Genomic DNA, 18129 nt, shown 5'->3' on the forward strand with positions numbered 1-18129 from the left:
GCTATGGTTTTGCCTTTTAAAAGCAATAAATGTGGATAAGAAGTGAGCCGGTGGTGGTTAGCGTAAGCAGGACTGATAATCGACTTAATGCTTTGATTTTATTGCAGATAAGATGAAAATCTTGCTTGAAAAAGAAGGGCTGTGAGTAGTAGCAAGTAGTAAAACAAAGAAACAAAGGCATGGTGGTCGGTGTAAGCTGACTGATAATGCGTTTAATGCTTTGTGTTGTTAAAAAGAAGCAGTAGCAAGTTCCCTACGGGGATTTTTAACCTAAGGAAGTAATCAATGCCAACGATTAACCAGCTCGTCCGCAAGGGTCGTGAGCAGGAAAAAGCAAAGAGCAAAGTACCTGCTCTTGAGTCCTGCCCACAAAAACGTGGCGTATGCACTCGTGTATACACAACCACTCCTAAGAAGCCTAACTCCGCGCTTCGTAAAGTTTGTAAAGTTCGCTTAACCAACGGTTTCGAAGTTATTTCGTACATCGGTGGTGAAGGCCATAACCTGCAGGAACACAGCGTTGTGCTGATCCGCGGTGGTCGTGTTAAGGATTTGCCGGGTGTGCGTTACCACACAGTACGCGGCTCCTTGGATACAGCCGGCGTTAAAGGTCGTAAGCAGTCACGCTCCAAGTACGGTACTAAGCGTCCTAAGGCTTAATTGCCACTGGACGGTCGGCGAGTCCCGTATTGGGCCGTCGAGTAAGTGGTCGTCTTGATGGGCGACCGAGGGGTTAAGCCCCGACTGAATGAAATATTAAGGATAGAGAATTATGCCTAGACGCAGAGAAGTACCGAAACGTGACGTTTTACCGGATCCAAAATTCGGTAGCCAAGAACTAACCAAATTCATGAACGTTGTCATGATGGATGGTAAAAAAGCTGTTGCTGAGCGCATCGTTTACGGTGCATTGGTGCAGATCGAGAAAAAAACCGGCAAATCACCGCTGGAAGTATTCTCCGCAGCAATCGGTAACGCTAAACCAATGGTTGAAGTAAAAAGCCGTCGTGTTGGTGGTGCAAACTATCAAGTACCAGTCGAAGTCCGTCCTAGCCGTCGTTTGGCATTGGCGATGCGTTGGGTTCGTGATGCGGCTCGTAAACGTGGTGAAAAATCGATGGATCTGCGTCTGGCAGGCGAACTCCTCGATGCGGCTGAAGGCCGTGGTGGCGCTATGAAGAAGCGCGACGAAGTACACCGTATGGCAGAAGCGAATAAAGCATTCGCCCACTACCGCTTCTAATCGCGTAACCCGGAAAGGAATCTCCCGTGGCACGTAAGACTTCTATTGAGCATTACCGTAATATTGGTATTTCTGCTCACATCGACGCCGGTAAAACGACGACGACTGAACGCGTTCTGTTCTACACCGGTGTAAACCACAAGATCGGTGAAGTGCATGACGGCGCAGCAACAATGGACTGGATGGAGCAAGAGCAGGAGCGTGGTATCACGATTACTTCTGCTGCTACAACCACGTTCTGGAAAGGCATGGCGCAACAGTACCCAGAGCACCGCATTAACATCATCGACACCCCAGGCCACGTTGACTTCACTATTGAAGTTGAGCGCTCTATGCGCGTTCTGGACGGTGCTTGCATGGTTTATTGCGCTGTGGGTGGTGTTCAGCCACAGTCTGAAACCGTATGGCGTCAGGCTAATAAATACAAAGTTCCACGTCTTGCTTTTGTAAACAAGATGGACCGTCAAGGTGCTAACTTCTTCCGCGTTGTTGAGCAGATGAAGCTTCGCCTGAAAGCAAATCCAGTGCCAGTTGTTATTCCGGTTGGCGCTGAAGATGGTTTTACCGGTGTAGTAGATCTGATCAAGATGAAGTCAATCTTGTGGGATGAAGCATCGCAAGGTATGAAGTTTGAGTACGGTGATATTCCTGCCGAACTGCTTGAACTAGCGCAAACATGGCGTGAAAACATGGTGGAAGCCGCTGCTGAGTCATCTGAAGAGATGATGAACAAATACCTTGAAGAAGGTGATTTGAGCGAAGCTGATATCGTAGCTGGCCTGCGTATTCGTACCTTGGCATGCGAAATCCAGCCTATGTTGTGCGGTAGTGCGTTCAAGAACAAGGGTGTGCAACGCATGCTCGACGCAGTAATCGACTTCATGCCGTCTCCGATTGAAGTGGCTGCAATTACTGGTGTGAACCATAAAGAAGAGCCTATCACTCGTGAAGCGTCTGATACTGCTCCATTCTCAGCACTTGCATTTAAGTTGATGAGCGATCCTTATGTTGGTCAGCTGACCTTCTTCCGTGTTTACTCTGGTATGGTCAAGTCTGGCGATACCGTATTGAACTCGGTTAAAGATAAGAAAGAGCGTATCGGCCGTATCGTGCAAATGCATGCAAACGATCGTCAAGAAATTGATGAAGTTTTCGCTGGTGATATCGCTGCTGCAATTGGCTTGAAAGAAGTAACAACGGGTGAGACTTTATGTGCACCTAGCGACTTCATTATCTTGGAACGCATGGTGTTCCCGGAGCCAGTAATTCACGTTGCTGTTGAGCCAAAAACTAAGCCAGACCAAGAGAAGATGGGTATTGCCCTGAATCGCTTGGCGAAAGAAGATCCTTCTTTCCGTGTGCGTACTGACGAAGAAACCGGTCAGACAATTATGTCCGGCATGGGTGAGTTGCACTTAGAAATTCTGGTTGATCGCATGCGCCGTGAGTTTGGTGTTGAGGCTAACGTGGGTGCTCCGCAAGTTGCATACCGCGAAACCATTACACGTATCGCTGCCGATGTTGAAGGTAAGCACGCGAAACAGTCTGGCGGTAAAGGTCAGTACGGCCATTGCGTTATTACTGTTGAGCCGGCTGGTGAAGGCAATGGTTACTCTTTCTCTGATGAAGTTAAGGGTGGCTCAATTCCTCGCGAATTTATCCCTTCAGTGGATAAGGGTATCCAAAACACATTGAAAGCGGGTGTGTTGGCTGGTTTCCCGGTGGTTGACGTTAAGGTTCGCCTGACGTTTGGTTCGTACCACGATGTTGATTCTTCACAACTTGCGTTTGAACTTGCTGGTTCTATCGCGTTTAAAGAAGCAATGCGTCGTGCTGGTGCCGTTATTCTTGAGCCAATGATGGCTGTAGAAGTAGAGACACCGGAAGAGTACATGGGCGACATCATGGGCGATATCTCGTCCCGTCGTGGTATCTTGCAAGGTATGGATGATAATCCTGCTGGCGGCAAGATGGTTAAGGCTGAGTTGCCTCTTTCAGAGATGTTCGGTTACTCGACACGCTTGCGCTCAATGTCGCAAGGTCGTGCAACTTACTCAATGGAATTCAAGCACTACTCCGAAGCGCCGAAGCATGTGGCTGACGCGATTATTGCGAACAAGAAATAATCAAATAATTTAAAGGATATTAGCAATGGCAAAAGAAAAGTTTGTACGCGCAAAGCCACACGTTAACGTTGGTACAATTGGCCACGTTGATCATGGTAAGACAACACTGACAGCTGCGATTTCGACTATTTTGTCGAAAAAATTCGGTGGCGAAGCTAAAGATTACTCACAAATCGATAGCGCTCCTGAAGAAAAAGCACGTGGTATTACGATTAATACTTCGCACGTTGAGTATGAGACAGAAACACGTCACTACGCTCACGTTGACTGCCCAGGTCACGCGGATTACATCAAGAACATGATTACTGGTGCTGCGCAGATGGATGGCGCAATCTTGGTATGTTCGGCTGCTGATGGTCCTATGCCACAAACTCGCGAGCACATCTTGTTGGCTCGCCAAGTTGGCGTTCCGTACATCATCGTTTACCTGAACAAAGCTGATTTAGTTGATGATGCTGAGTTGCTTGAGCTGGTTGACATGGAAGTTCGTGAACTGCTGAGCAAGTACGATTTCCCTGGTGATGACACTCCAATCATCGTGGGTTCTGCTCGTATGGCGCTGGAAGGCGACCAATCTGAGCACGGCGAGCCATCGATTTTCCGTCTTGCAGATGCTTTAGATTCATACATTCCGTTGCCAGAGCGTGCTGTTGATGGCGCGTTCCTGATGCCAGTTGAAGACGTATTCTCGATCTCAGGTCGCGGTACTGTTGTAACTGGTCGTGTAGAGCGCGGTATTGTTAAGGTTGGTGAAGAAATCGAAATCGTTGGTATTACTACAACGGTTAAGACTACATGTACCGGTGTTGAAATGTTCCGTAAGCTGTTGGACCAAGGTCAAGCTGGCGATAACATCGGTGCGTTGCTACGTGGTACTAAGCGTGAAGACGTTCAGCGTGGTCAAGTATTGGCTAAGCCAGGTTCGATCACTCCACACACTAAGTTTGAAGGTTCTGTGTACGTTCTGTCGAAAGATGAGGGTGGTCGTCATACTCCATTCTTTAACGGCTACCGTCCACAGTTCTTCTTCCGCACAACTGACGTAACAGGTTCGGTTGATTTGCCAGAAGGTACTGAAATGGTAATGCCAGGTGATAACGTTGAAGTTACCGTTACCCTGATTGCTCCAGTTGCTATGGAACAAGGTCTGCGCTTCGCTATTCGCGAAGGCGGCCGTACTGTTGGCGCTGGTGTTGTTGCCAAAGTCCTCGTTTAAAGGCTTGTGAAAATGCAAAACCAAAAAATCCGTATTCGCCTGAAAGCTTTTGACTACGCTCTGATTGATCGTTCGGCGCAGGAAATTGTTGATACGGCTAAGCGTACTGGTGCTGTTGTTAAAGGTCCGGTTCCGCTTCCTACTAAAATTGAGCGTTTTGACATTCTGAGCTCTCCACACGTTAATAAAATGGCGCGTGATCAGATGGAAATTCGTACGCACCTGCGCTTAATGGACATTGTCAATCCAACAGACAAAACCGTTGATGCGTTGATGAAGCTGGATTTACCAGCTGGCGTTGATGTAGAAATCAAACTGCAGTAATCGGCAATCAAGATTTTTTTTGCTGTGATGTGCGCTAAGTACTTGCGGTAAAAGAAAAATCTTGTTAAAGTCGCGGGCTTGCTACCTAAGGGTAGTAAGCCTTTTTTACTTTGGGTTTAGCCGGTCAATCGTAATCGGCCCTGAAAAGGATATAACTATGAGCTTAGGACTTGTCGGACGTAAAGTCGGCATGACCCGCGTATTTGCTGAGGATGGCGCGTCCATTCCGGTAACTGTGCTGGACATGTCAGCTAATCGCGTTACGCAAATCAAGACGCCGGAAACTGATGGCTATTCAGCTGTTCAGGTTACTTTCGGTGCAAAGAAAGCTAGTCGTGTTAACAAGGCTCAAGCTGGCCACTTTGCGAAAGCAGGCGTGGAAGCAGGTTTGGGTTTGGTTGAATTTAACGTCACTGCTGAGAAATTGGCAGAATTGAAGGCTGGTGATCAGCTTTCAGTTGAGATGTTTGCGGCTGGTTCGTATGTTGATGTAACTGGTACAACGCTAGGTAAAGGTTTTGCTGGTGTAATTAAGCGTCACCACTTTTCATCTAATCGTGCCTCCCACGGTAACTCGCGCTCGCATAATACGCCGGGTTCTATTGGTCAAGCGCAAGATCCAGGTCGTGTATTCCCTGGTAAGCGCATGGCAGGTCAATTGGGTAACGTTCAGCGTACCACCCAGAACCTGGAAATCGTCCGTGTCGATGCCGAGCGTCAATTGTTGTTAGTTAAGGGTGCTGTCCCTGGCTGCAAGGGCAATGACGTCGTTGTTCGTCCGAGTGTGAAGGCAGGTGCGTAATGGATCTTAAAGTCATCAATGCTACCGGCGAGGCGCAAGCCGCTGTTGCTGGTTCCGATGCACTGTTCGCACGCGAGTTTAACGAAGCGCTGGTTCACCAAGTTGTGACCGCTTACTTCGCGAATGCTCGTAGCGGCAATCGTGCTCAAAAAGGTCGTGATAACGTAAGTCACTCGACCAAAAAGCCTTGGAAACAGAAGGGTACTGGTCGTGCTCGTGCTGGTATGAGCTCCTCCCCGCTATGGCGTGGTGGTGGTCGTGCTTTCCCGAATAGCCCAGACGAAAACTTCTCCCAAAAAGTTAACCGCAAGATGTTCCGTGCTGGTATTGCGACCATTCTGTCGCAACTGGTTCGTGAAGAGCGTCTGGTGGTGGTGGAAAGCTTTATCGCTGAAACACCTAAGACTAAGGCATTCGCGCTGAAACTGGCTGCTATGCAGTTGGATTCCGTGTTGATCATTACTAAAGAGTTGGATGAGAACTTGTACCTTGCGTCGCGCAATCTTGCGCACGTTCTGGTCCTTGAGCCATCGCAAGCTGATCCAGTGAGCCTCGTTCGTTATAAGAAAGTGGTTATCACTCGCGAAGCGTTGCAAGCTTTTGAGGAGTTGTACGCATGATGCAATTCTCTGAAAATCGTCTGCTTCAAGTTCTTTTGGCACCTATCGTGTCAGAAAAGACCACTTTTGTGGCTGAAAAGAATGACCAAGTTGTTTTCCGTGTTTCCACGGACGCTACTAAGGCAGAAATCAAGGCCGCTGTTGAGCTTCTCTTTAAAGTGAAGGTTGAAGGCGTGTCGACATTAAATGTCAAGGGCAAGGGCAAGAAATTTGGTCGTACCGTAGGTCGTCGCAAGGACTGGAAAAAGGCTTACATTAGCCTTGCTGCAGGCCAAGAGCTCGACCTCGCGGCAGCGCAGTAAAGGAGACTGAAAATGGCATTGGTAAAAGTAAAACCGACGTCCCCCGGTCGCCGCGCCGTCGTCAAGGTTGTGAACTCGGATCTGCACAAAGGTGCTCCGTACGCTCCTTTGCTCGAATCGCAAAGCAAGACTGCTGGTCGTAACAACCGTGGTGTGATCACAACCCGTCATATGGGTGGTGGTCATAAGCAGCATTATCGTCTTATCGACTTTAAGCGCAATGATAAGGACGGTATCGTAGGTCGCGTTGAGCGCCTTGAATACGATCCTAACCGTACCGCTAATATCGCGTTGCTTTGCTACGCTGATGGCGAGCGTCGTTACATCATTGCTCCTAAAGGCCTGAAGGCTGATATGACTGTGATTTCTGGCTCGGATGCGCCGATTAAGGTGGGTAATACCCTCCCTATCCGCAATATCCCAGTTGGTTCCACTATTCACTGCATCGAACTGCAGCCAGGTAAAGGCGCTCAGTTAGCGCGTTCTGCTGGTGCGGGTGTTCAATTGCTGGCTCGTGAAGGTGCTTACGCTCAATTGCGTCTGCGCTCAGGCGAAATCCGTAAGGTTCACGTTGATTGCCGTGCAACAATCGGTGAAGTAGGTAACGAAGAGCATAACCTTCGCTCCTACGGTAAAGCAGGTGCTAAGCGTTGGTTGGGTATTCGTCCAACTGTACGTGGTACTGCAATGAACCCGGTTGATCACCCTCACGGTGGTGGTGAAGGTCGTACTGGTGAAGGTCGTGTTCCAGTAAGTCCATGGGGCCAGCCTGCTAAGGGCTATCGCACTCGTCGCAATAAGCGCACAAGCAATATGATCGTGCGTCGTCGTCCCGCGAATAAGAGGTAATGTAAATGGCACGTTCTATTAAAAAAGGCCCATTCGTTGACCTACACCTGATCAAAAAGGTGGAAACTGCCCGCGCGGCGAACGACAAGCGTCCAGTGAAAACTTGGTCACGCCGTTCTACTGTGTTGCCAGACTTCGTTGGTCTGACAATTGCGGTTCACAATGGTAAGCAGCACGTTCCAGTATATGTGAACGAAAACATGGTTGGACACAAGCTGGGCGAGTTTGCACTCACCCGCACGTTCAAAGGCCATGCTGCGGACAAAAAAGCCAAGCGATAAGGTGAAGACATGCAAGTATCTGCTGTATTAAGCAACACTCGCCTCTCCGCCCAAAAAGCGCGGCTGGTCGCTGACCTAGTCCGTGGCAAGCCGGTAGAGCAGGCGTTGAACATCCTGGCCTTCTGCCCTAAAAAGGGCGCAGTTTTAATCAAGAAGGTTTTGGAATCCGCTATTGCCAATGCTGAGCACAATGAAGGCGCCGATATCGACGCACTCAAAGTGACCACAATTTTTGTGGATAAGGGACCTTCTCTTAAGCGTTTCAGCGCACGTGCCAAAGGCCGTGGCAATCGTATCGAGAAGCAAACTTGCCATATCACATTGATTGTTGGCGATTAAGGAGCGACTATGGGTCAGAAAGTTCATCCGACGGGTTTTCGTCTCGCCGTCACCAAGAACTGGGCTTCGCGTTGGTACGCCAACAGTAGCAATTTTGCCGGTATGCTCAATGAGGACATCGCTGTACGCGATTACCTGAAAAAGAAACTGGCCAGTGCTTCGGTGAGTCGTGTCGTAATCGAGCGTCCGGCTAAGAACGCTAAAATCACTATCTACACGGCTCGTCCGGGTGTGGTGATTGGTAAGAAGGGTGAGGATATTGAGCAGCTTAAGAAAGCGCTGCAAAAAATCCTAAATGTGCCTGTGCATGTAAACATCGAAGAAGTGCGTAAGCCTGAAATCGATGCACAAATTATTGCCGATAGCATTTCTGCGCAGCTTGAAAAGCGCGTAATGTTCCGTCGTGCGATGAAGCGTGCTATGCAAAATGCAATGCGCCTTGGTGCCCAAGGTATCAAAATCATGTCGTCTGGTCGTTTGAACGGCATCGAAATTGCGCGTTGCGAGTGGTATCGTGAAGGCCGTGTGCCTTTGCATACTCTGCGTGCTGATATTGATTACGCGACTTCTGAAGCCAAAACCACCTACGGTATCATTGGTATCAAGGTTTGGGTTTATAAAGGCGAAATGAAGCCGGGCGAAAAGGCTGCTGAACCAGCGCCTGAAGCTCAGAAGAAAAACGCACGGAAGGGGCCACGTAATGCTGCAGCCAACTAGACTTAAGTATCGCAAGGTCCAGAAGGGCCGTAACACGGGTATTGCTACTCGTGGTAATAGCGTTGCTTTTGGTGTGTTTGGGCTCAAGGCCACAAGTCGTGGTCGTCTGACTGCACGTCAGATCGAATCCGCACGTCGTGCAATCACGCGTTATATTAAGCGTGGTGGCCGTGTATGGATTCGTACGTTCCCAGATAAGCCAATCTCTACCAAGCCCGCTGAAGTGCGAATGGGTAATGGTAAGGGTAGCCCGGATTACTGGGTTGCTGAGATTCAACCAGGCAAAGTATTGTATGAGTTGGATGGTGTTGATGAAGCAGTTGCACGTGAGGCTTTCCGCCTTGCTTCTGCTAAGTTGCCATTCGCGACTACCTTTGTCACTCGTCAGGCGGGACAACGATGAAAGCTGCTGAACTACATCAGAAATCTGTTGAAGAGCTGAAGGCTGAGTTGACCGCATTGTTGAAGGCGCAATTTAGCTTGCGTATGCAGCATGCGACGGGTCAACTGGCAAAGCCAAGCGAACTCAACCGTGTGCGCAAAGATATTGCGCGCGTTCATACCATCATGGCTCAGAAGGCGGCTTAACGATGTCTGAAGCTAAACTGAAGCGCGAACTGACAGGCCGTATCGTCAGCGACAAAATGGATAAGACTGTTACCGTGTTGGTAGAGCGTCTGGTTAAACACCCGCTCTACGGCAAGATGATGCGTCGTTCCAAAAAATACCATGCGCACGACGAAAGCAATCAATATCACGAAGGTGATTTAGTTACAATCGTAGAAATTCGTCCACTGTCCAAAACCAAAAATTGGGCTGTGACGACGCTGGTAGAAAAAGCTCGTAATTAATATTTAATACGTGCTTGCGCGGGTATTGTGCTTTATGTACAATGCCCGCTTTCTTATCCATATATAACATCACGTTTTATATGGAGTTCTTCCCTACGGGATCCAAAACTAGCTGCTAATGCTCGGTTTTGCCGAGCGACTCGGTTTTGCCGAGATTATAGGCGGAAAAAGTTGGAGGTTTGTTTCAATGATTCAAATGCAAACTAGGCTTGAAGTTGCCGATAACACTGGTGCACGTTCAGTAATGTGCATTAAGGTTCTTGGTGGTTCCAAGCGTCGCTACGCTTCGGTGGGCGATATTATCAAGGTTGCCATTAAAGATGCTGCCCCTCGTGGCCGTGTTAAAAAAGGTGACGTATATAGCGCCGTAGTGGTTCGCACCGCTAAGGGCGTACGCCGTGCTGATGGTTCGCTTATCAAGTTTGATGGCAACGCTGCAGTTCTCCTTAACGCCAAGCTTGAGCCAATTGGTACCCGTATTTTTGGGCCAGTGACTCGTGAGCTGCGCAATGAACGATTTATGAAAATCGTTTCACTTGCGCCAGAAGTGTTGTAAGGGGACGGGCATGAACAAGATTCGCAAAGGCGATGAAATCATCGTTATCACAGGCAAGGACAACGGCAAGCGCGGTACAGTGCTGCGCGTAATCCCGGCTGAAGATCGTGTCGTGGTTGAAGGCGTTAATGTGGTGAAAAAACACCAAAAGCCTAATCCAATGCGCGGTGTACAGGGCGGTATCGTCGAAAAGACTATGCCGGTTCACATTTCTAATGTTGCCTTGTTTAACACTGCAACGGGCAAGGCTGATCGCGTTGGCTTCAAGACTTTAGAGGATGGCCATAAGGTTCGTTTCTTTAAGTCTAGTGGCGAAGTGGTTGGCGGCTAAGGGGTGATGAAAATGGCTCGTCTGCAAGAGTTTTATAAAGAACAAGTAATTCCGAAACTGGTTGAACAGTTCGGCTATAAGTCCATCATGCAAGTTCCACGCATCGACAAAATTACCATTAACATGGGTGTTGGCGAAGCGATTGCGGATAAGAAAGTGATGGACCATGCTGTTGGTGATTTGGTGAAAATTGCTGGTCAAAAGCCGGTTGTTACTGTTGCTAAAAAGTCGATTGCTGGTTTTAAGATTCGTGAAGGGTATCCGGTTGGCTGCAAAGTGACTTTGCGCCGCGAACGCATGTTCGAATTCCTGGATCGTCTGGTAACGGTTGCTCTGCCACGTGTACGCGATTTCCGCGGCGTGAGTGGTAAGTCGTTTGACGGTCGTGGTAATTTCAATATGGGCGTACGTGAGCAAATCATTTTCCCAGAAATCGAATACGACAAGATTGACGCTTTGCGTGGTATGAATATTACGATTACCACTACAGCTAAATCCGATGAAGAAGCGCGTGCTTTACTCGCTTGCTTCAAGTTCCCATTCAAGAGTTGAGGCAACCATGGCTAAAGTCGCAGTGATTAAGCGTGAGGAAAAGCGTCGTGCAACCGTCGCCAAGTACGCCGCCAAGCGTGAAAAGCTGATGGCGGTCATCAATGACCAGAATGCATCTGACGAAGAGCGTTTTGCTGCTCGTTTGCAATTCCAGCAGCTTCCGCGTAATGCAAGCCCAGTACGTCTAGTAAATCGTTGTTCGATTACTGGTCGTGGTCGTGGCGTGTATCGCAAATTCGGACTCGGCCGTATCAAGCTACGTGAACTCGCCTTCAAGGGTGAAGTTCCTGGCATGGTCAAGGCTAGCTGGTAATAGGAGAGATAAAACATGGCAATGCATGATCCTATCGCCGATATGCTAACCCGTATTCGCAACGCGCAACGCGCGGACAAGGCACAAGTTACAATGCCATCGTCCACGCTAAAGTTAGCAATTGCTGGCGTGTTGCAAGATGAAGGTTATATCGAATCGTTTGAAGTCGCAGGTGAAGTTAAGCCTGTTCTGACCATCGAACTCAAGTACTACGCTGGTCGTCCGGTTATCGAGCGTTTGGACCGTGTGTCCAAGCCGGGTCTGCGCATCTACAAAGGTGCTACAGAAATCCCAACGGTGATGAACGGTCTGGGTGTGGCTATTTTGTCCACCTCCAAAGGCGTAATGACAGATCGCAAAGCACGTGCCAATGGTATTGGTGGCGAGCTTCTGTGCGTCGTCGCTTAAAGAGGTGAATCGATGTCTCGCGTAGCAAAAAACCCAGTAGTTATCCCAGCAGGCGTTGAAGTTCAATTCGCAGCTGGTGAAATCGTTGTGAAGGGCCCGCACGGCACAATGACGCAAGCACTTTGTGTTGATGTTGACGTTAAGGTTGAGGACAATGCCGTTCAATTTGCCGCCAAGAGTGCATCTAAGCATGCTCGCTCTATGTCCGGTACATTGCGTGCGTTGGTAAACAACATGGTAGCAGGCGTTTCTAAAGGCTTTGAGCGTAAGCTCTTGCTGGTAGGCGTTGGTTACCGTGCTCAGGCTCAAGGCGATGTCTTGAACCTGACTCTCGGCTTTTCTCATCCAGTTGCGCATACAATGCCAGCGGGTGTGAAGGTGGAAACCCCGACACAAACCGAAATCGTCCTCAAGGGCGCCGACAAGCAACTAGTTGGTCAAGTTGCAGCCGAAATCCGTGAATACCGTAAACCAGAGCCATATAAAGGCAAGGGTGTACGTTATTCGGATGAGGTTGTCGTATTGAAAGAAACCAAGAAGAAGTAATCGAGGCTGAATCATGGACAAGAACCAAGCTCGACTCCGCCGCGCACGTAAAACCCGTGCAAAGATTGCGGAGCTCAAGATGTTGCGTCTGTCGGTGCACCGCACCAACAGTCACATCTACGCCCAGATCATCGACGAAACCGGTGGTAAAGTACTGGTTTCTGCTTCAACACTTGAAGCAGATGTTCGTAGCCAAATCAAGAACGGCGGCTCTGTTGATGCCGCAGTCGTGATTGGCAAGCGTATCGCTGAAAAAGCGAAAGCTGCGGGTGTCGAAACGGTTGCATTTGACCGTTCCGGCTTCAAATATCACGGCCGTGTTAAGGCCTTAGCTGATGCCGCTCGTGAGGGCGGCCTCGTCTTCTAATTGAGTTTGGAGTTGATATATGGCTAAGAACGATATGGAAGAACGCGGCGACGGCCTTCGTGAAAAGATGGTCGCTGTAAATCGCGTTACCAAAGTCGTCAAGGGTGGTCGTATCCTTGGTTTTGCCGCACTGACAGTAGTTGGTGATGGTGATGGCGGCGTTGGCATGGGCAAGGGCAAGTCGAAAGAAGTGCCTGTAGCCGTACAAAAAGCAATGGAAGAAGCTCGACGCAAATTGCAGAAGGTTTCTTTGAATGGCGGCACTATCCAACACACCGTTTACGGCAAGCATGGCGCGACTACCGTGTTTATGCAACCTGCTGCAAATGGTAAGGGTATTATTGCTGGCGGCCCAATGCGTGCTGTGTTCGAAGTTATGGGTATCCATAATATTTCGGCAAAGTGCCATGGTTCGACCAACCCGTACAACATTGTGCGTGCAACATTAAACGGTCTTTCTAAGCTGCATACACCAGCGGATATCGCTGCGAAACGTGGTAAGAGCGTTGAAGAGATTCTAGGGGCTGCTAAATGAGCGACTCTAAGAAATTCAAAGTAACTTTAGTTAAAAGTCTGATTGGTCGACTGGAAGCTCACAAGGCTTGCGCCCGTGGCTTAGGTCTCCGTCGTCTTAACAGTAGCTCTGAAGTGATCGATACCCCAGAAAATCGTGGTATGGCTAACAAGATTAGCTACCTACTGAAGGTGGAAGGCTAAATGGAACTTAATAACCTGAAACCAGCTGCTGGTTCTACTCACGCTAAGCGTCGTGTAGGCCGCGGTATTGGCTCTGGCTTAGGCAAAACGTCTGGTCGTGGTCACAAAGGTCAGAAGTCACGTACTGGTGGTTTCCATAAAGTCGGTTTTGAGGGCGGTCAAATGCCTTTACAACGCCGTCTACCAAAACGTGGTTTTGTTTCTCTTACACGTGGTGATACCGCTGAAGTTCGCTTGTCGGACATCAATGATTTGCCATTGAGCGAAATTACCTTTGAAGCGCTGCTTCAAGCTGGTGTGGTATCTCAGCGTGCTCTGCGCGGGAAAGTTGTACTTTCCGGCACTATCGAGCGTGCAGTTGTACTCAAGGGCTTGGCTGTAACTAAGGGTGCCCGTGCTGCTATTGAAGCAGCTGGTGGCAGCATCACCGAGTAATTCGGTAAACTGAGGATAAGGCAGTAATGGCAAATCCCGCTCTGGCTGGTTCTGCAAATAAGTTTGCAGATCTAAAAAGTCGGATTTGGTTTCTCATCGGGGCGCTGATCGTATATCGAATTGGTGCACACATCCCGGTACCAGGAATCAATCCGGCTGAACTGGCAAAATTGTTTGAGTCGTCGCAAACCGGTTTATTGAACATGTTCAATATGTTTTCCGGTGGTGCTCTCTCTCGCTTTACCGTGTTCGCTATCGGGATCATGCCTTACATCTCGGCATCGATTATTTTACAGCTCGCTGCCGAGGTGCTGCCATCTCTGAAGCAGATGAAAAAAGAGGGAGAGGCAGGCCGTCGTAAAATTACGCAATATACGCGTTATGCGACGCTGCTTCTTGCTACTGCACAGAGCTTTGGTATTGCAATGATGCTATTTAAGCAGCCGAATCTGGTGGTTGTAGCACAAGCTCAGTTTGTGTTTACAACGATCGTGACGCTGGTTACAGGCACCATGTTTCTGATGTGGTTGGGTGAGCAGATCACCGAACGAGGTATCGGTAACGGTATCTCTATTTTGATCTGTTCGGGTATTGCTTCCGGCTTGCCTTCGGCAATCGGTAAGACACTATCACTGGCCAATCAGGGCGCACTACCTATTCTGCTTGTGCTGTTCCTCTTTGTTGGTGTTGTGCTATTAACTGCTGCGGTTGTATTTGTTGAACGCGGCCAGCGCAAAGTACCTGTTCACTATGCGAAACGCCAAGTTGGCAATCGTATGATGCAGGCGCAAAGCACTCACCTTCCACTGAAACTGAATATGGCGGGCGTGATCCCTCCGATTTTTGCTTCATCAATTATCTTGTTCCCTGCGACTTTACTGTCGTGGACTGGTAACAGCGATAAATTGTCATGGTTAAAGTCGATCGGTGACATGCTGCATCCTGGTCAGCCTCTCTACGTATTGTTGTATGCGACTGCGATCATTTTCTTCTGCTATTTCTATACTGCTTTAGTCTTCAATCCGAAGGAAACTGCAGATAATTTGAAGAAAAGCGGAGCAATGATTCCGGGCTACCGCCCGGGTGACCACACTGCGAAATATATCGAAAAGTTGATTTTAAAGCTCACACTTATCGGTGCTGTCTATATCACGGTAATTTGCTTGATACCAGAGTTTTTGATCCTGAAGTGGAATGTTCCATTCTATTTTGGCGGTACTTCTCTGCTAATTCTAGTAGTTGTGACAATGGACTTTATGTCGCAGATGCAGTCATACGTGCTCTCACATCAGTACGAGAGTCTGCTCAAGAAAGCTAACTTCAAGGGCTAGGCGTAACAGGCTATGGCGAAAGACGAAGTCATTCAGATGCAGGGCGAAGTCTTGGAAACGTTGCCAAATGCAACTTTCAAGGTCAAGCTCGAAAACGGACATGTGGTTCTTGGTCATATTTCTGGTAAGATGCGTATGCACTACATCCGCATTTTGCCTGGAGATAAGGTTACAGTGGAGTTAACTCCCTACGACCTGACCAAGGCTCGCATCGTATTCCGAGCTAAGTAATAGCTCGGATTTAATTTTGATCGAAAGGAAAGACGATGAGAGTTCAAGCGTCGGTCAAGAAAATTTGCCGCAATTGTAAAATCGTACGCCGCAACCGTGTTGTGCGTGTGATTTGCACCGACCCGCGGCACAAGCAGCGTCAAGGCTGATTGTTGCGACAATCAGTTCCTGATGTTAACATGCAAAGCTTTTTGAACCTGGGGTAAGAAAAGTATGGCCCGTATTGCTGGGGTTAATATCCCGAATCATCAGCATACTGTGATCGGCCTTCAGGCTATTTTCGGTATTGGTCGCACCCGCGCCTATGCCGTCTGCGCAGCTACAAGCGTTGAGCCTACAAAAAAGGTTAAAGATCTCAGTGATGCTGAACTAGATCTGCTGCGTGAAGAACTTGGCAAGTATGTTGTCGAGGGTGATTTGCGCCGCGAAGTGACCATGAGTATCAAGCGTCTTATGGACCTTGGTTGTTACCGTGGTTTCCGTCACCGCAGGGGACTTCCGTGCCGCGGTCAGCGTACTCGTACCAATGCGCGTACTCGCAAGGGTCCGCGTAAGTCCATCGCTGGCAAGAAGTAATAGCAAGGAATTGAAGAATGGCTAAAGCAAACACAGTACGTGTACGTAAGAAAGTCAAAAAGAGCGTGTCTGAAGGTGTTGTGCACGTGCACGCATCTTTCAATAACACGATCATTACCATCACTGATCGCCAAGGGAATGCACTGTCTTGGGCTACCTCGGGCGGTGCTGGTTTCAAAGGCTCTCGGAAAAGTACACCTTTTGCAGCTCAGGTAGCTGCAGAAGCTGCTGGTAAAGTTGCCCAAGAATACGGTGTAAAGAACCTCGAAGTTCGCATCAAGGGTCCGGGTCCGGGTCGTGAATCCGCTGTGCGTGCATTAAACGCACTCGGCTTCAAGATCACGAGTATTTCGGATGTTACGCCGATTCCGCATAACGGTTGTCGTCCGCCGAAGAAGCGTCGTATCTAATCCCGGAGTAAGTTATGGCTCGTTATATTGGACCCAAGTGCAAACTTGCACGTCGTGAGGGTACGGATCTTTTCCTGAAGAGCGCTCGTCGTTCTTTGGATAGTAAGTGCAAACTAGAACAAGCTCCTGGTCAGCATGGTGTGAGCGGCGGTAAAAAGCCATCACGTCTGTCCGACTACGGTGTTCATTTGCGCGAAAAGCAAAAGATTCGTCGTATTTACGGTGTATTGGAACGTCAGTTCCGTCGTTATTTTGAAGAAGCTAGCCGTCGTAAAGGCTCGACTGGTGAAAATCTGTTAAAGATTCTCGAATGTCGTCTCGATAACGTGGTTTATCGTATGGGTTTTGGCTCTACACGTGCCGAATCTCGTCAGCTTGTTTCCCACAAGGCAATTGTGGTGAACGGCAATGTTGTAAATATTCCATCGTACTTGGTTAAGGCTGGCGACGTTGTTTCAGTTCGCGATAAGTCGAAGACTCAGGCTCGCATCCAGGAAGCTGTTTCCTTGGCTGAGGGTATCGGTTTTCCGAGCTGGGTTCAGGTAGATTCTAAGAAACTTGAAGGTATGTTTAAAAACATGCCAGAGCGTTCTGATCTGTCTAGCGACATCAATGAAGCGCTGGTTGTAGAATTCTACTCCAAGTAACATTCTGACCCGGCTAGCCAAGGGATACTGACTTATGCAAATCAACGCGAATGAGTTGCTCAAGCCGCGCATCATTGATGTGCAGGCTTTAAACGCTGCCCAGGCGAAGGTCGTGATGGAGCCGTTCGAGCGCGGTTACGGCCATACGCTCGGTAATGCTCTGCGCCGCATTCTTCTTTCTTCGATGTCTGGCTTCGCGCCGACTGAAGTGAAGATCGAAGGTGTGGTACATGAATATTCCGCACTGGATGGTGTACAGGAAGATGTAGTTGATATCTTGCTGAACCTCAAAGGCGTTGTGCTCAAGCTGCATGGTCGGGACTCGGTTGTTCTCACCCTCTCCAAAGAGGGTGAGGGCGTCGTTAAAGCGTCCGATATTCAGCTGTCACACGATGTTGAGGTGATCAATCCAGATCATGTGATTGCCCATCTGTCTGCTGGTGGCAAGCTCAATATGGAGATTACGGTTGAGAAGGGTCGTGGGTACCAACCTGCACCTAATCGCTTAGGCAAAGATGAAGGCCGTACTATCGGCAACATCATGCTTGATGCGTCTTTCAGCCCGATTCGCCGTGTTAGCTACCACGTAGAAAGCGCACGTGTAGAACAGCGCACTGATCTTGATCGTTTGATTATTGACATTGAAACCAATGGCGTAATCGAACCTGAAGAGGCAGTACGTCAAGCTGCACGTATGCTAATTGACCAGCTCGCCGTGTTCGCTGATCTTGAAGGCACTCCCGTAGAGGAAGAACAGCCACAAGCGCCACAAATCGATCCGATTCTGTTGCGCCCGGTTGATGACCTCGAACTGACTGTCCGTTCGGCTAACTGCCTGAAGGCAGAGAACATCTATTATATCGGCGACCTGATCCAGCGTACCGAGACTGAGCTTTTGAAGGCACCTAATCTTGGGCGTAAATCGCTTAACGAGATCAAGGAAGTTCTTGCCTCTAAAGGCCTCTCGCTGGGCATGCGCCTTGAAAACTGGCCGCCTGCTGGCTTAGAAAAGCCGTAATAGCGGGCAAAAGGAAATCGA

General features: G+C 48.9%; 32 protein-coding genes. All 32 read left to right on the forward strand.

Annotated elements, in window-relative coordinates; all coding sequences use genetic code 11:
* Positions 1 to 285: 285 nt before the first annotated feature.
* On the forward strand, positions 286 to 660 hold the full coding sequence (gene rpsL, locus R6242_RS00720) for a 30S ribosomal protein S12 (RefSeq protein WP_130105848.1): 375 nt from the start codon (positions 286 to 288) through the stop codon (positions 658 to 660).
* A gap of 112 nt (positions 661 to 772) precedes the next feature.
* Positions 773 to 1243, forward strand: a complete 471-nt coding sequence (gene rpsG / locus R6242_RS00725) for a 30S ribosomal protein S7 (RefSeq protein ID WP_046351551.1) — start codon at positions 773 to 775, stop codon at positions 1241 to 1243.
* A gap of 26 nt (positions 1244 to 1269) precedes the next feature.
* Positions 1270 to 3369, forward strand: a complete 2100-nt coding sequence (gene fusA, locus R6242_RS00730; protein WP_293936185.1) for an elongation factor G — start codon at positions 1270 to 1272, stop codon at positions 3367 to 3369.
* Positions 3370 to 3394: 25 nt separating this feature from the next.
* A complete protein-coding gene (gene tuf / locus R6242_RS00735; RefSeq protein WP_293936183.1) occupies positions 3395 to 4585 on the forward strand; it encodes an elongation factor Tu in 1191 nt (396 codons plus the stop codon).
* Between the two features lie 12 nt (positions 4586 to 4597).
* Complete coding sequence (rpsJ, locus tag R6242_RS00740; protein WP_046351554.1) at positions 4598 to 4909, forward strand: 30S ribosomal protein S10; 312 nt, start codon at positions 4598 to 4600, stop codon at positions 4907 to 4909.
* Between the two features lie 157 nt (positions 4910 to 5066).
* The gene (gene rplC, locus R6242_RS00745) at positions 5067 to 5711 is read left to right on the forward strand and encodes a 50S ribosomal protein L3 (RefSeq protein WP_130105846.1); all 645 of its coding nucleotides are present in this window, start codon (positions 5067 to 5069) and stop codon (positions 5709 to 5711) included.
* Positions 5711 to 6331 (forward strand): 50S ribosomal protein L4, encoded by a 621-nt coding sequence (gene rplD / locus R6242_RS00750; RefSeq protein WP_293936177.1) that lies wholly within the window; start codon positions 5711 to 5713, stop codon positions 6329 to 6331. The genes rplC and rplD overlap by 1 nt, the downstream gene beginning before the upstream one ends.
* Positions 6331 to 6633 (forward strand): 50S ribosomal protein L23, encoded by a 303-nt coding sequence (gene rplW, locus R6242_RS00755; RefSeq protein ID WP_197433117.1) that lies wholly within the window; start codon positions 6331 to 6333, stop codon positions 6631 to 6633. The genes rplD and rplW overlap by 1 nt, the downstream gene beginning before the upstream one ends.
* Positions 6634 to 6645: 12 nt before the next feature.
* Positions 6646 to 7482, forward strand: coding sequence for a 50S ribosomal protein L2 (gene rplB / locus R6242_RS00760; protein ID WP_130105844.1), 837 nt, complete (start codon positions 6646 to 6648; stop codon positions 7480 to 7482).
* A 5-nt stretch (positions 7483 to 7487) separates the two neighbouring features.
* Entirely contained in the window at positions 7488 to 7763 is a 276-nt protein-coding gene (gene rpsS / locus R6242_RS00765) for a 30S ribosomal protein S19 (RefSeq protein ID WP_046351559.1), read from the forward strand.
* A gap of 9 nt (positions 7764 to 7772) precedes the next feature.
* Positions 7773 to 8102, forward strand: coding sequence for a 50S ribosomal protein L22 (gene rplV / locus R6242_RS00770; protein WP_046351560.1), 330 nt, complete (start codon positions 7773 to 7775; stop codon positions 8100 to 8102).
* A gap of 9 nt (positions 8103 to 8111) precedes the next feature.
* Positions 8112 to 8819 (forward strand): 30S ribosomal protein S3, encoded by a 708-nt coding sequence (gene rpsC, locus R6242_RS00775; RefSeq protein WP_130105843.1) that lies wholly within the window; start codon positions 8112 to 8114, stop codon positions 8817 to 8819.
* Positions 8803 to 9222, forward strand: coding sequence for a 50S ribosomal protein L16 (rplP, locus tag R6242_RS00780; RefSeq protein ID WP_046351562.1), 420 nt, complete (start codon positions 8803 to 8805; stop codon positions 9220 to 9222). Before rpsC ends, rplP begins: the two co-directional genes overlap by 17 nt.
* A complete protein-coding gene (gene rpmC / locus R6242_RS00785) occupies positions 9219 to 9407 on the forward strand; it encodes a 50S ribosomal protein L29 (protein ID WP_046351563.1) in 189 nt (62 codons plus the stop codon). Before rplP ends, rpmC begins: the two co-directional genes overlap by 4 nt.
* 2 nt (positions 9408 to 9409) lie before the next feature.
* Positions 9410 to 9670, forward strand: a complete 261-nt coding sequence (gene rpsQ / locus R6242_RS00790) for a 30S ribosomal protein S17 (protein ID WP_130105842.1) — start codon at positions 9410 to 9412, stop codon at positions 9668 to 9670.
* 187 nt (positions 9671 to 9857) lie between these two features.
* Positions 9858 to 10226: a 50S ribosomal protein L14 gene (gene rplN, locus R6242_RS00795; RefSeq protein WP_046351565.1), complete on the forward strand. Its 369-nt coding sequence runs from the start codon at positions 9858 to 9860 to the stop codon at positions 10224 to 10226.
* A 10-nt stretch (positions 10227 to 10236) separates the two neighbouring features.
* Positions 10237 to 10557: a 50S ribosomal protein L24 gene (rplX, locus tag R6242_RS00800; protein WP_318422741.1), complete on the forward strand. Its 321-nt coding sequence runs from the start codon at positions 10237 to 10239 to the stop codon at positions 10555 to 10557.
* Between the two features lie 12 nt (positions 10558 to 10569).
* Positions 10570 to 11109, forward strand: coding sequence for a 50S ribosomal protein L5 (gene rplE, locus R6242_RS00805; protein ID WP_293936164.1), 540 nt, complete (start codon positions 10570 to 10572; stop codon positions 11107 to 11109).
* A gap of 7 nt (positions 11110 to 11116) precedes the next feature.
* A complete protein-coding gene (gene rpsN / locus R6242_RS00810) occupies positions 11117 to 11422 on the forward strand; it encodes a 30S ribosomal protein S14 (protein ID WP_046351568.1) in 306 nt (101 codons plus the stop codon).
* Positions 11423 to 11437: 15 nt separating this feature from the next.
* Positions 11438 to 11830: a 30S ribosomal protein S8 gene (rpsH, locus tag R6242_RS00815; RefSeq protein WP_046351569.1), complete on the forward strand. Its 393-nt coding sequence runs from the start codon at positions 11438 to 11440 to the stop codon at positions 11828 to 11830.
* Between the two features lie 12 nt (positions 11831 to 11842).
* Positions 11843 to 12376 carry a 50S ribosomal protein L6 gene (rplF, locus tag R6242_RS00820; protein ID WP_318422748.1) on the forward strand — a complete coding sequence of 178 codons (534 nt, stop codon included), beginning with the start codon at positions 11843 to 11845 and terminating at the stop codon, positions 12374 to 12376.
* A 13-nt stretch (positions 12377 to 12389) separates the two neighbouring features.
* Positions 12390 to 12743: a 50S ribosomal protein L18 gene (gene rplR / locus R6242_RS00825; RefSeq protein WP_293936159.1), complete on the forward strand. Its 354-nt coding sequence runs from the start codon at positions 12390 to 12392 to the stop codon at positions 12741 to 12743.
* Positions 12744 to 12762: 19 nt separating this feature from the next.
* A complete protein-coding gene (gene rpsE, locus R6242_RS00830; protein WP_293936157.1) occupies positions 12763 to 13278 on the forward strand; it encodes a 30S ribosomal protein S5 in 516 nt (171 codons plus the stop codon).
* Positions 13275 to 13460: a 50S ribosomal protein L30 gene (gene rpmD, locus R6242_RS00835; RefSeq protein WP_046351573.1), complete on the forward strand. Its 186-nt coding sequence runs from the start codon at positions 13275 to 13277 to the stop codon at positions 13458 to 13460. The genes rpsE and rpmD overlap by 4 nt, the downstream gene beginning before the upstream one ends.
* Positions 13461 to 13895, forward strand: coding sequence for a 50S ribosomal protein L15 (gene rplO / locus R6242_RS00840; RefSeq protein ID WP_130105837.1), 435 nt, complete (start codon positions 13461 to 13463; stop codon positions 13893 to 13895).
* A gap of 26 nt (positions 13896 to 13921) precedes the next feature.
* The gene (gene secY / locus R6242_RS00845; RefSeq protein WP_293936154.1) at positions 13922 to 15226 is read left to right on the forward strand and encodes a preprotein translocase subunit SecY; all 1305 of its coding nucleotides are present in this window, start codon (positions 13922 to 13924) and stop codon (positions 15224 to 15226) included.
* A 12-nt stretch (positions 15227 to 15238) separates the two neighbouring features.
* A complete protein-coding gene (gene infA, locus R6242_RS00850) occupies positions 15239 to 15457 on the forward strand; it encodes a translation initiation factor IF-1 (RefSeq protein WP_046351576.1) in 219 nt (72 codons plus the stop codon).
* 35 nt (positions 15458 to 15492) lie between these two features.
* A complete protein-coding gene (gene rpmJ / locus R6242_RS00855) occupies positions 15493 to 15606 on the forward strand; it encodes a 50S ribosomal protein L36 (protein ID WP_046351577.1) in 114 nt (37 codons plus the stop codon).
* A gap of 64 nt (positions 15607 to 15670) precedes the next feature.
* Positions 15671 to 16033, forward strand: a complete 363-nt coding sequence (gene rpsM, locus R6242_RS00860) for a 30S ribosomal protein S13 (RefSeq protein ID WP_046351578.1) — start codon at positions 15671 to 15673, stop codon at positions 16031 to 16033.
* A gap of 17 nt (positions 16034 to 16050) precedes the next feature.
* The gene (gene rpsK, locus R6242_RS00865; RefSeq protein ID WP_046351579.1) at positions 16051 to 16443 is read left to right on the forward strand and encodes a 30S ribosomal protein S11; all 393 of its coding nucleotides are present in this window, start codon (positions 16051 to 16053) and stop codon (positions 16441 to 16443) included.
* Between the two features lie 14 nt (positions 16444 to 16457).
* Positions 16458 to 17090 (forward strand): 30S ribosomal protein S4, encoded by a 633-nt coding sequence (gene rpsD / locus R6242_RS00870; RefSeq protein ID WP_293936146.1) that lies wholly within the window; start codon positions 16458 to 16460, stop codon positions 17088 to 17090.
* A 34-nt stretch (positions 17091 to 17124) separates the two neighbouring features.
* Positions 17125 to 18108, forward strand: a complete 984-nt coding sequence (locus R6242_RS00875; protein ID WP_130105833.1) for a DNA-directed RNA polymerase subunit alpha — start codon at positions 17125 to 17127, stop codon at positions 18106 to 18108.
* Positions 18109 to 18129: the final 21 nt, after the last annotated feature.

It is taken from the genome of Iodobacter sp. CM08, assembly GCF_033446605.1.
Lineage (GTDB): Bacteria > Pseudomonadota > Gammaproteobacteria > Burkholderiales > Chitinibacteraceae > Iodobacter.

Coding starts and splice junctions, on each gene's coding strand:
- rpsL (WP_130105848.1), top strand. CDS start 286: ATGCCAACGATTAACCAGCTCGTCCGCAAGGGTCGTGAGCAGGAAAAA.
- rpsG (WP_046351551.1), top strand. CDS start 773: ATGCCTAGACGCAGAGAAGTACCGAAACGTGACGTTTTACCGGATCCA.
- tuf (WP_293936183.1), top strand. CDS start 3,395: ATGGCAAAAGAAAAGTTTGTACGCGCAAAGCCACACGTTAACGTTGGT.
- rpsJ (WP_046351554.1), top strand. CDS start 4,598: ATGCAAAACCAAAAAATCCGTATTCGCCTGAAAGCTTTTGACTACGCT.
- rplC (WP_130105846.1), top strand. CDS start 5,067: ATGAGCTTAGGACTTGTCGGACGTAAAGTCGGCATGACCCGCGTATTT.
- rplD (WP_293936177.1), top strand. CDS start 5,711: ATGGATCTTAAAGTCATCAATGCTACCGGCGAGGCGCAAGCCGCTGTT.
- rplW (WP_197433117.1), top strand. CDS start 6,331: ATGCAATTCTCTGAAAATCGTCTGCTTCAAGTTCTTTTGGCACCTATC.
- rplB (WP_130105844.1), top strand. CDS start 6,646: ATGGCATTGGTAAAAGTAAAACCGACGTCCCCCGGTCGCCGCGCCGTC.
- rpsS (WP_046351559.1), top strand. CDS start 7,488: ATGGCACGTTCTATTAAAAAAGGCCCATTCGTTGACCTACACCTGATC.
- rplV (WP_046351560.1), top strand. CDS start 7,773: ATGCAAGTATCTGCTGTATTAAGCAACACTCGCCTCTCCGCCCAAAAA.
- rpsC (WP_130105843.1), top strand. CDS start 8,112: ATGGGTCAGAAAGTTCATCCGACGGGTTTTCGTCTCGCCGTCACCAAG.
- rplP (WP_046351562.1), top strand. CDS start 8,803: ATGCTGCAGCCAACTAGACTTAAGTATCGCAAGGTCCAGAAGGGCCGT.
- rpmC (WP_046351563.1), top strand. CDS start 9,219: ATGAAAGCTGCTGAACTACATCAGAAATCTGTTGAAGAGCTGAAGGCT.
- rpsQ (WP_130105842.1), top strand. CDS start 9,410: ATGTCTGAAGCTAAACTGAAGCGCGAACTGACAGGCCGTATCGTCAGC.
- rplN (WP_046351565.1), top strand. CDS start 9,858: ATGATTCAAATGCAAACTAGGCTTGAAGTTGCCGATAACACTGGTGCA.
- rplX (WP_318422741.1), top strand. CDS start 10,237: ATGAACAAGATTCGCAAAGGCGATGAAATCATCGTTATCACAGGCAAG.
- rplE (WP_293936164.1), top strand. CDS start 10,570: ATGGCTCGTCTGCAAGAGTTTTATAAAGAACAAGTAATTCCGAAACTG.
- rpsN (WP_046351568.1), top strand. CDS start 11,117: ATGGCTAAAGTCGCAGTGATTAAGCGTGAGGAAAAGCGTCGTGCAACC.
- rpsH (WP_046351569.1), top strand. CDS start 11,438: ATGGCAATGCATGATCCTATCGCCGATATGCTAACCCGTATTCGCAAC.
- rplF (WP_318422748.1), top strand. CDS start 11,843: ATGTCTCGCGTAGCAAAAAACCCAGTAGTTATCCCAGCAGGCGTTGAA.
- rplR (WP_293936159.1), top strand. CDS start 12,390: ATGGACAAGAACCAAGCTCGACTCCGCCGCGCACGTAAAACCCGTGCA.
- rpsE (WP_293936157.1), top strand. CDS start 12,763: ATGGCTAAGAACGATATGGAAGAACGCGGCGACGGCCTTCGTGAAAAG.
- rpmD (WP_046351573.1), top strand. CDS start 13,275: ATGAGCGACTCTAAGAAATTCAAAGTAACTTTAGTTAAAAGTCTGATT.
- rplO (WP_130105837.1), top strand. CDS start 13,461: ATGGAACTTAATAACCTGAAACCAGCTGCTGGTTCTACTCACGCTAAG.
- secY (WP_293936154.1), top strand. CDS start 13,922: ATGGCAAATCCCGCTCTGGCTGGTTCTGCAAATAAGTTTGCAGATCTA.
- infA (WP_046351576.1), top strand. CDS start 15,239: ATGGCGAAAGACGAAGTCATTCAGATGCAGGGCGAAGTCTTGGAAACG.
- rpmJ (WP_046351577.1), top strand. CDS start 15,493: ATGAGAGTTCAAGCGTCGGTCAAGAAAATTTGCCGCAATTGTAAAATC.
- rpsM (WP_046351578.1), top strand. CDS start 15,671: ATGGCCCGTATTGCTGGGGTTAATATCCCGAATCATCAGCATACTGTG.
- rpsK (WP_046351579.1), top strand. CDS start 16,051: ATGGCTAAAGCAAACACAGTACGTGTACGTAAGAAAGTCAAAAAGAGC.
- rpsD (WP_293936146.1), top strand. CDS start 16,458: ATGGCTCGTTATATTGGACCCAAGTGCAAACTTGCACGTCGTGAGGGT.
- R6242_RS00875 (WP_130105833.1), top strand. CDS start 17,125: ATGCAAATCAACGCGAATGAGTTGCTCAAGCCGCGCATCATTGATGTG.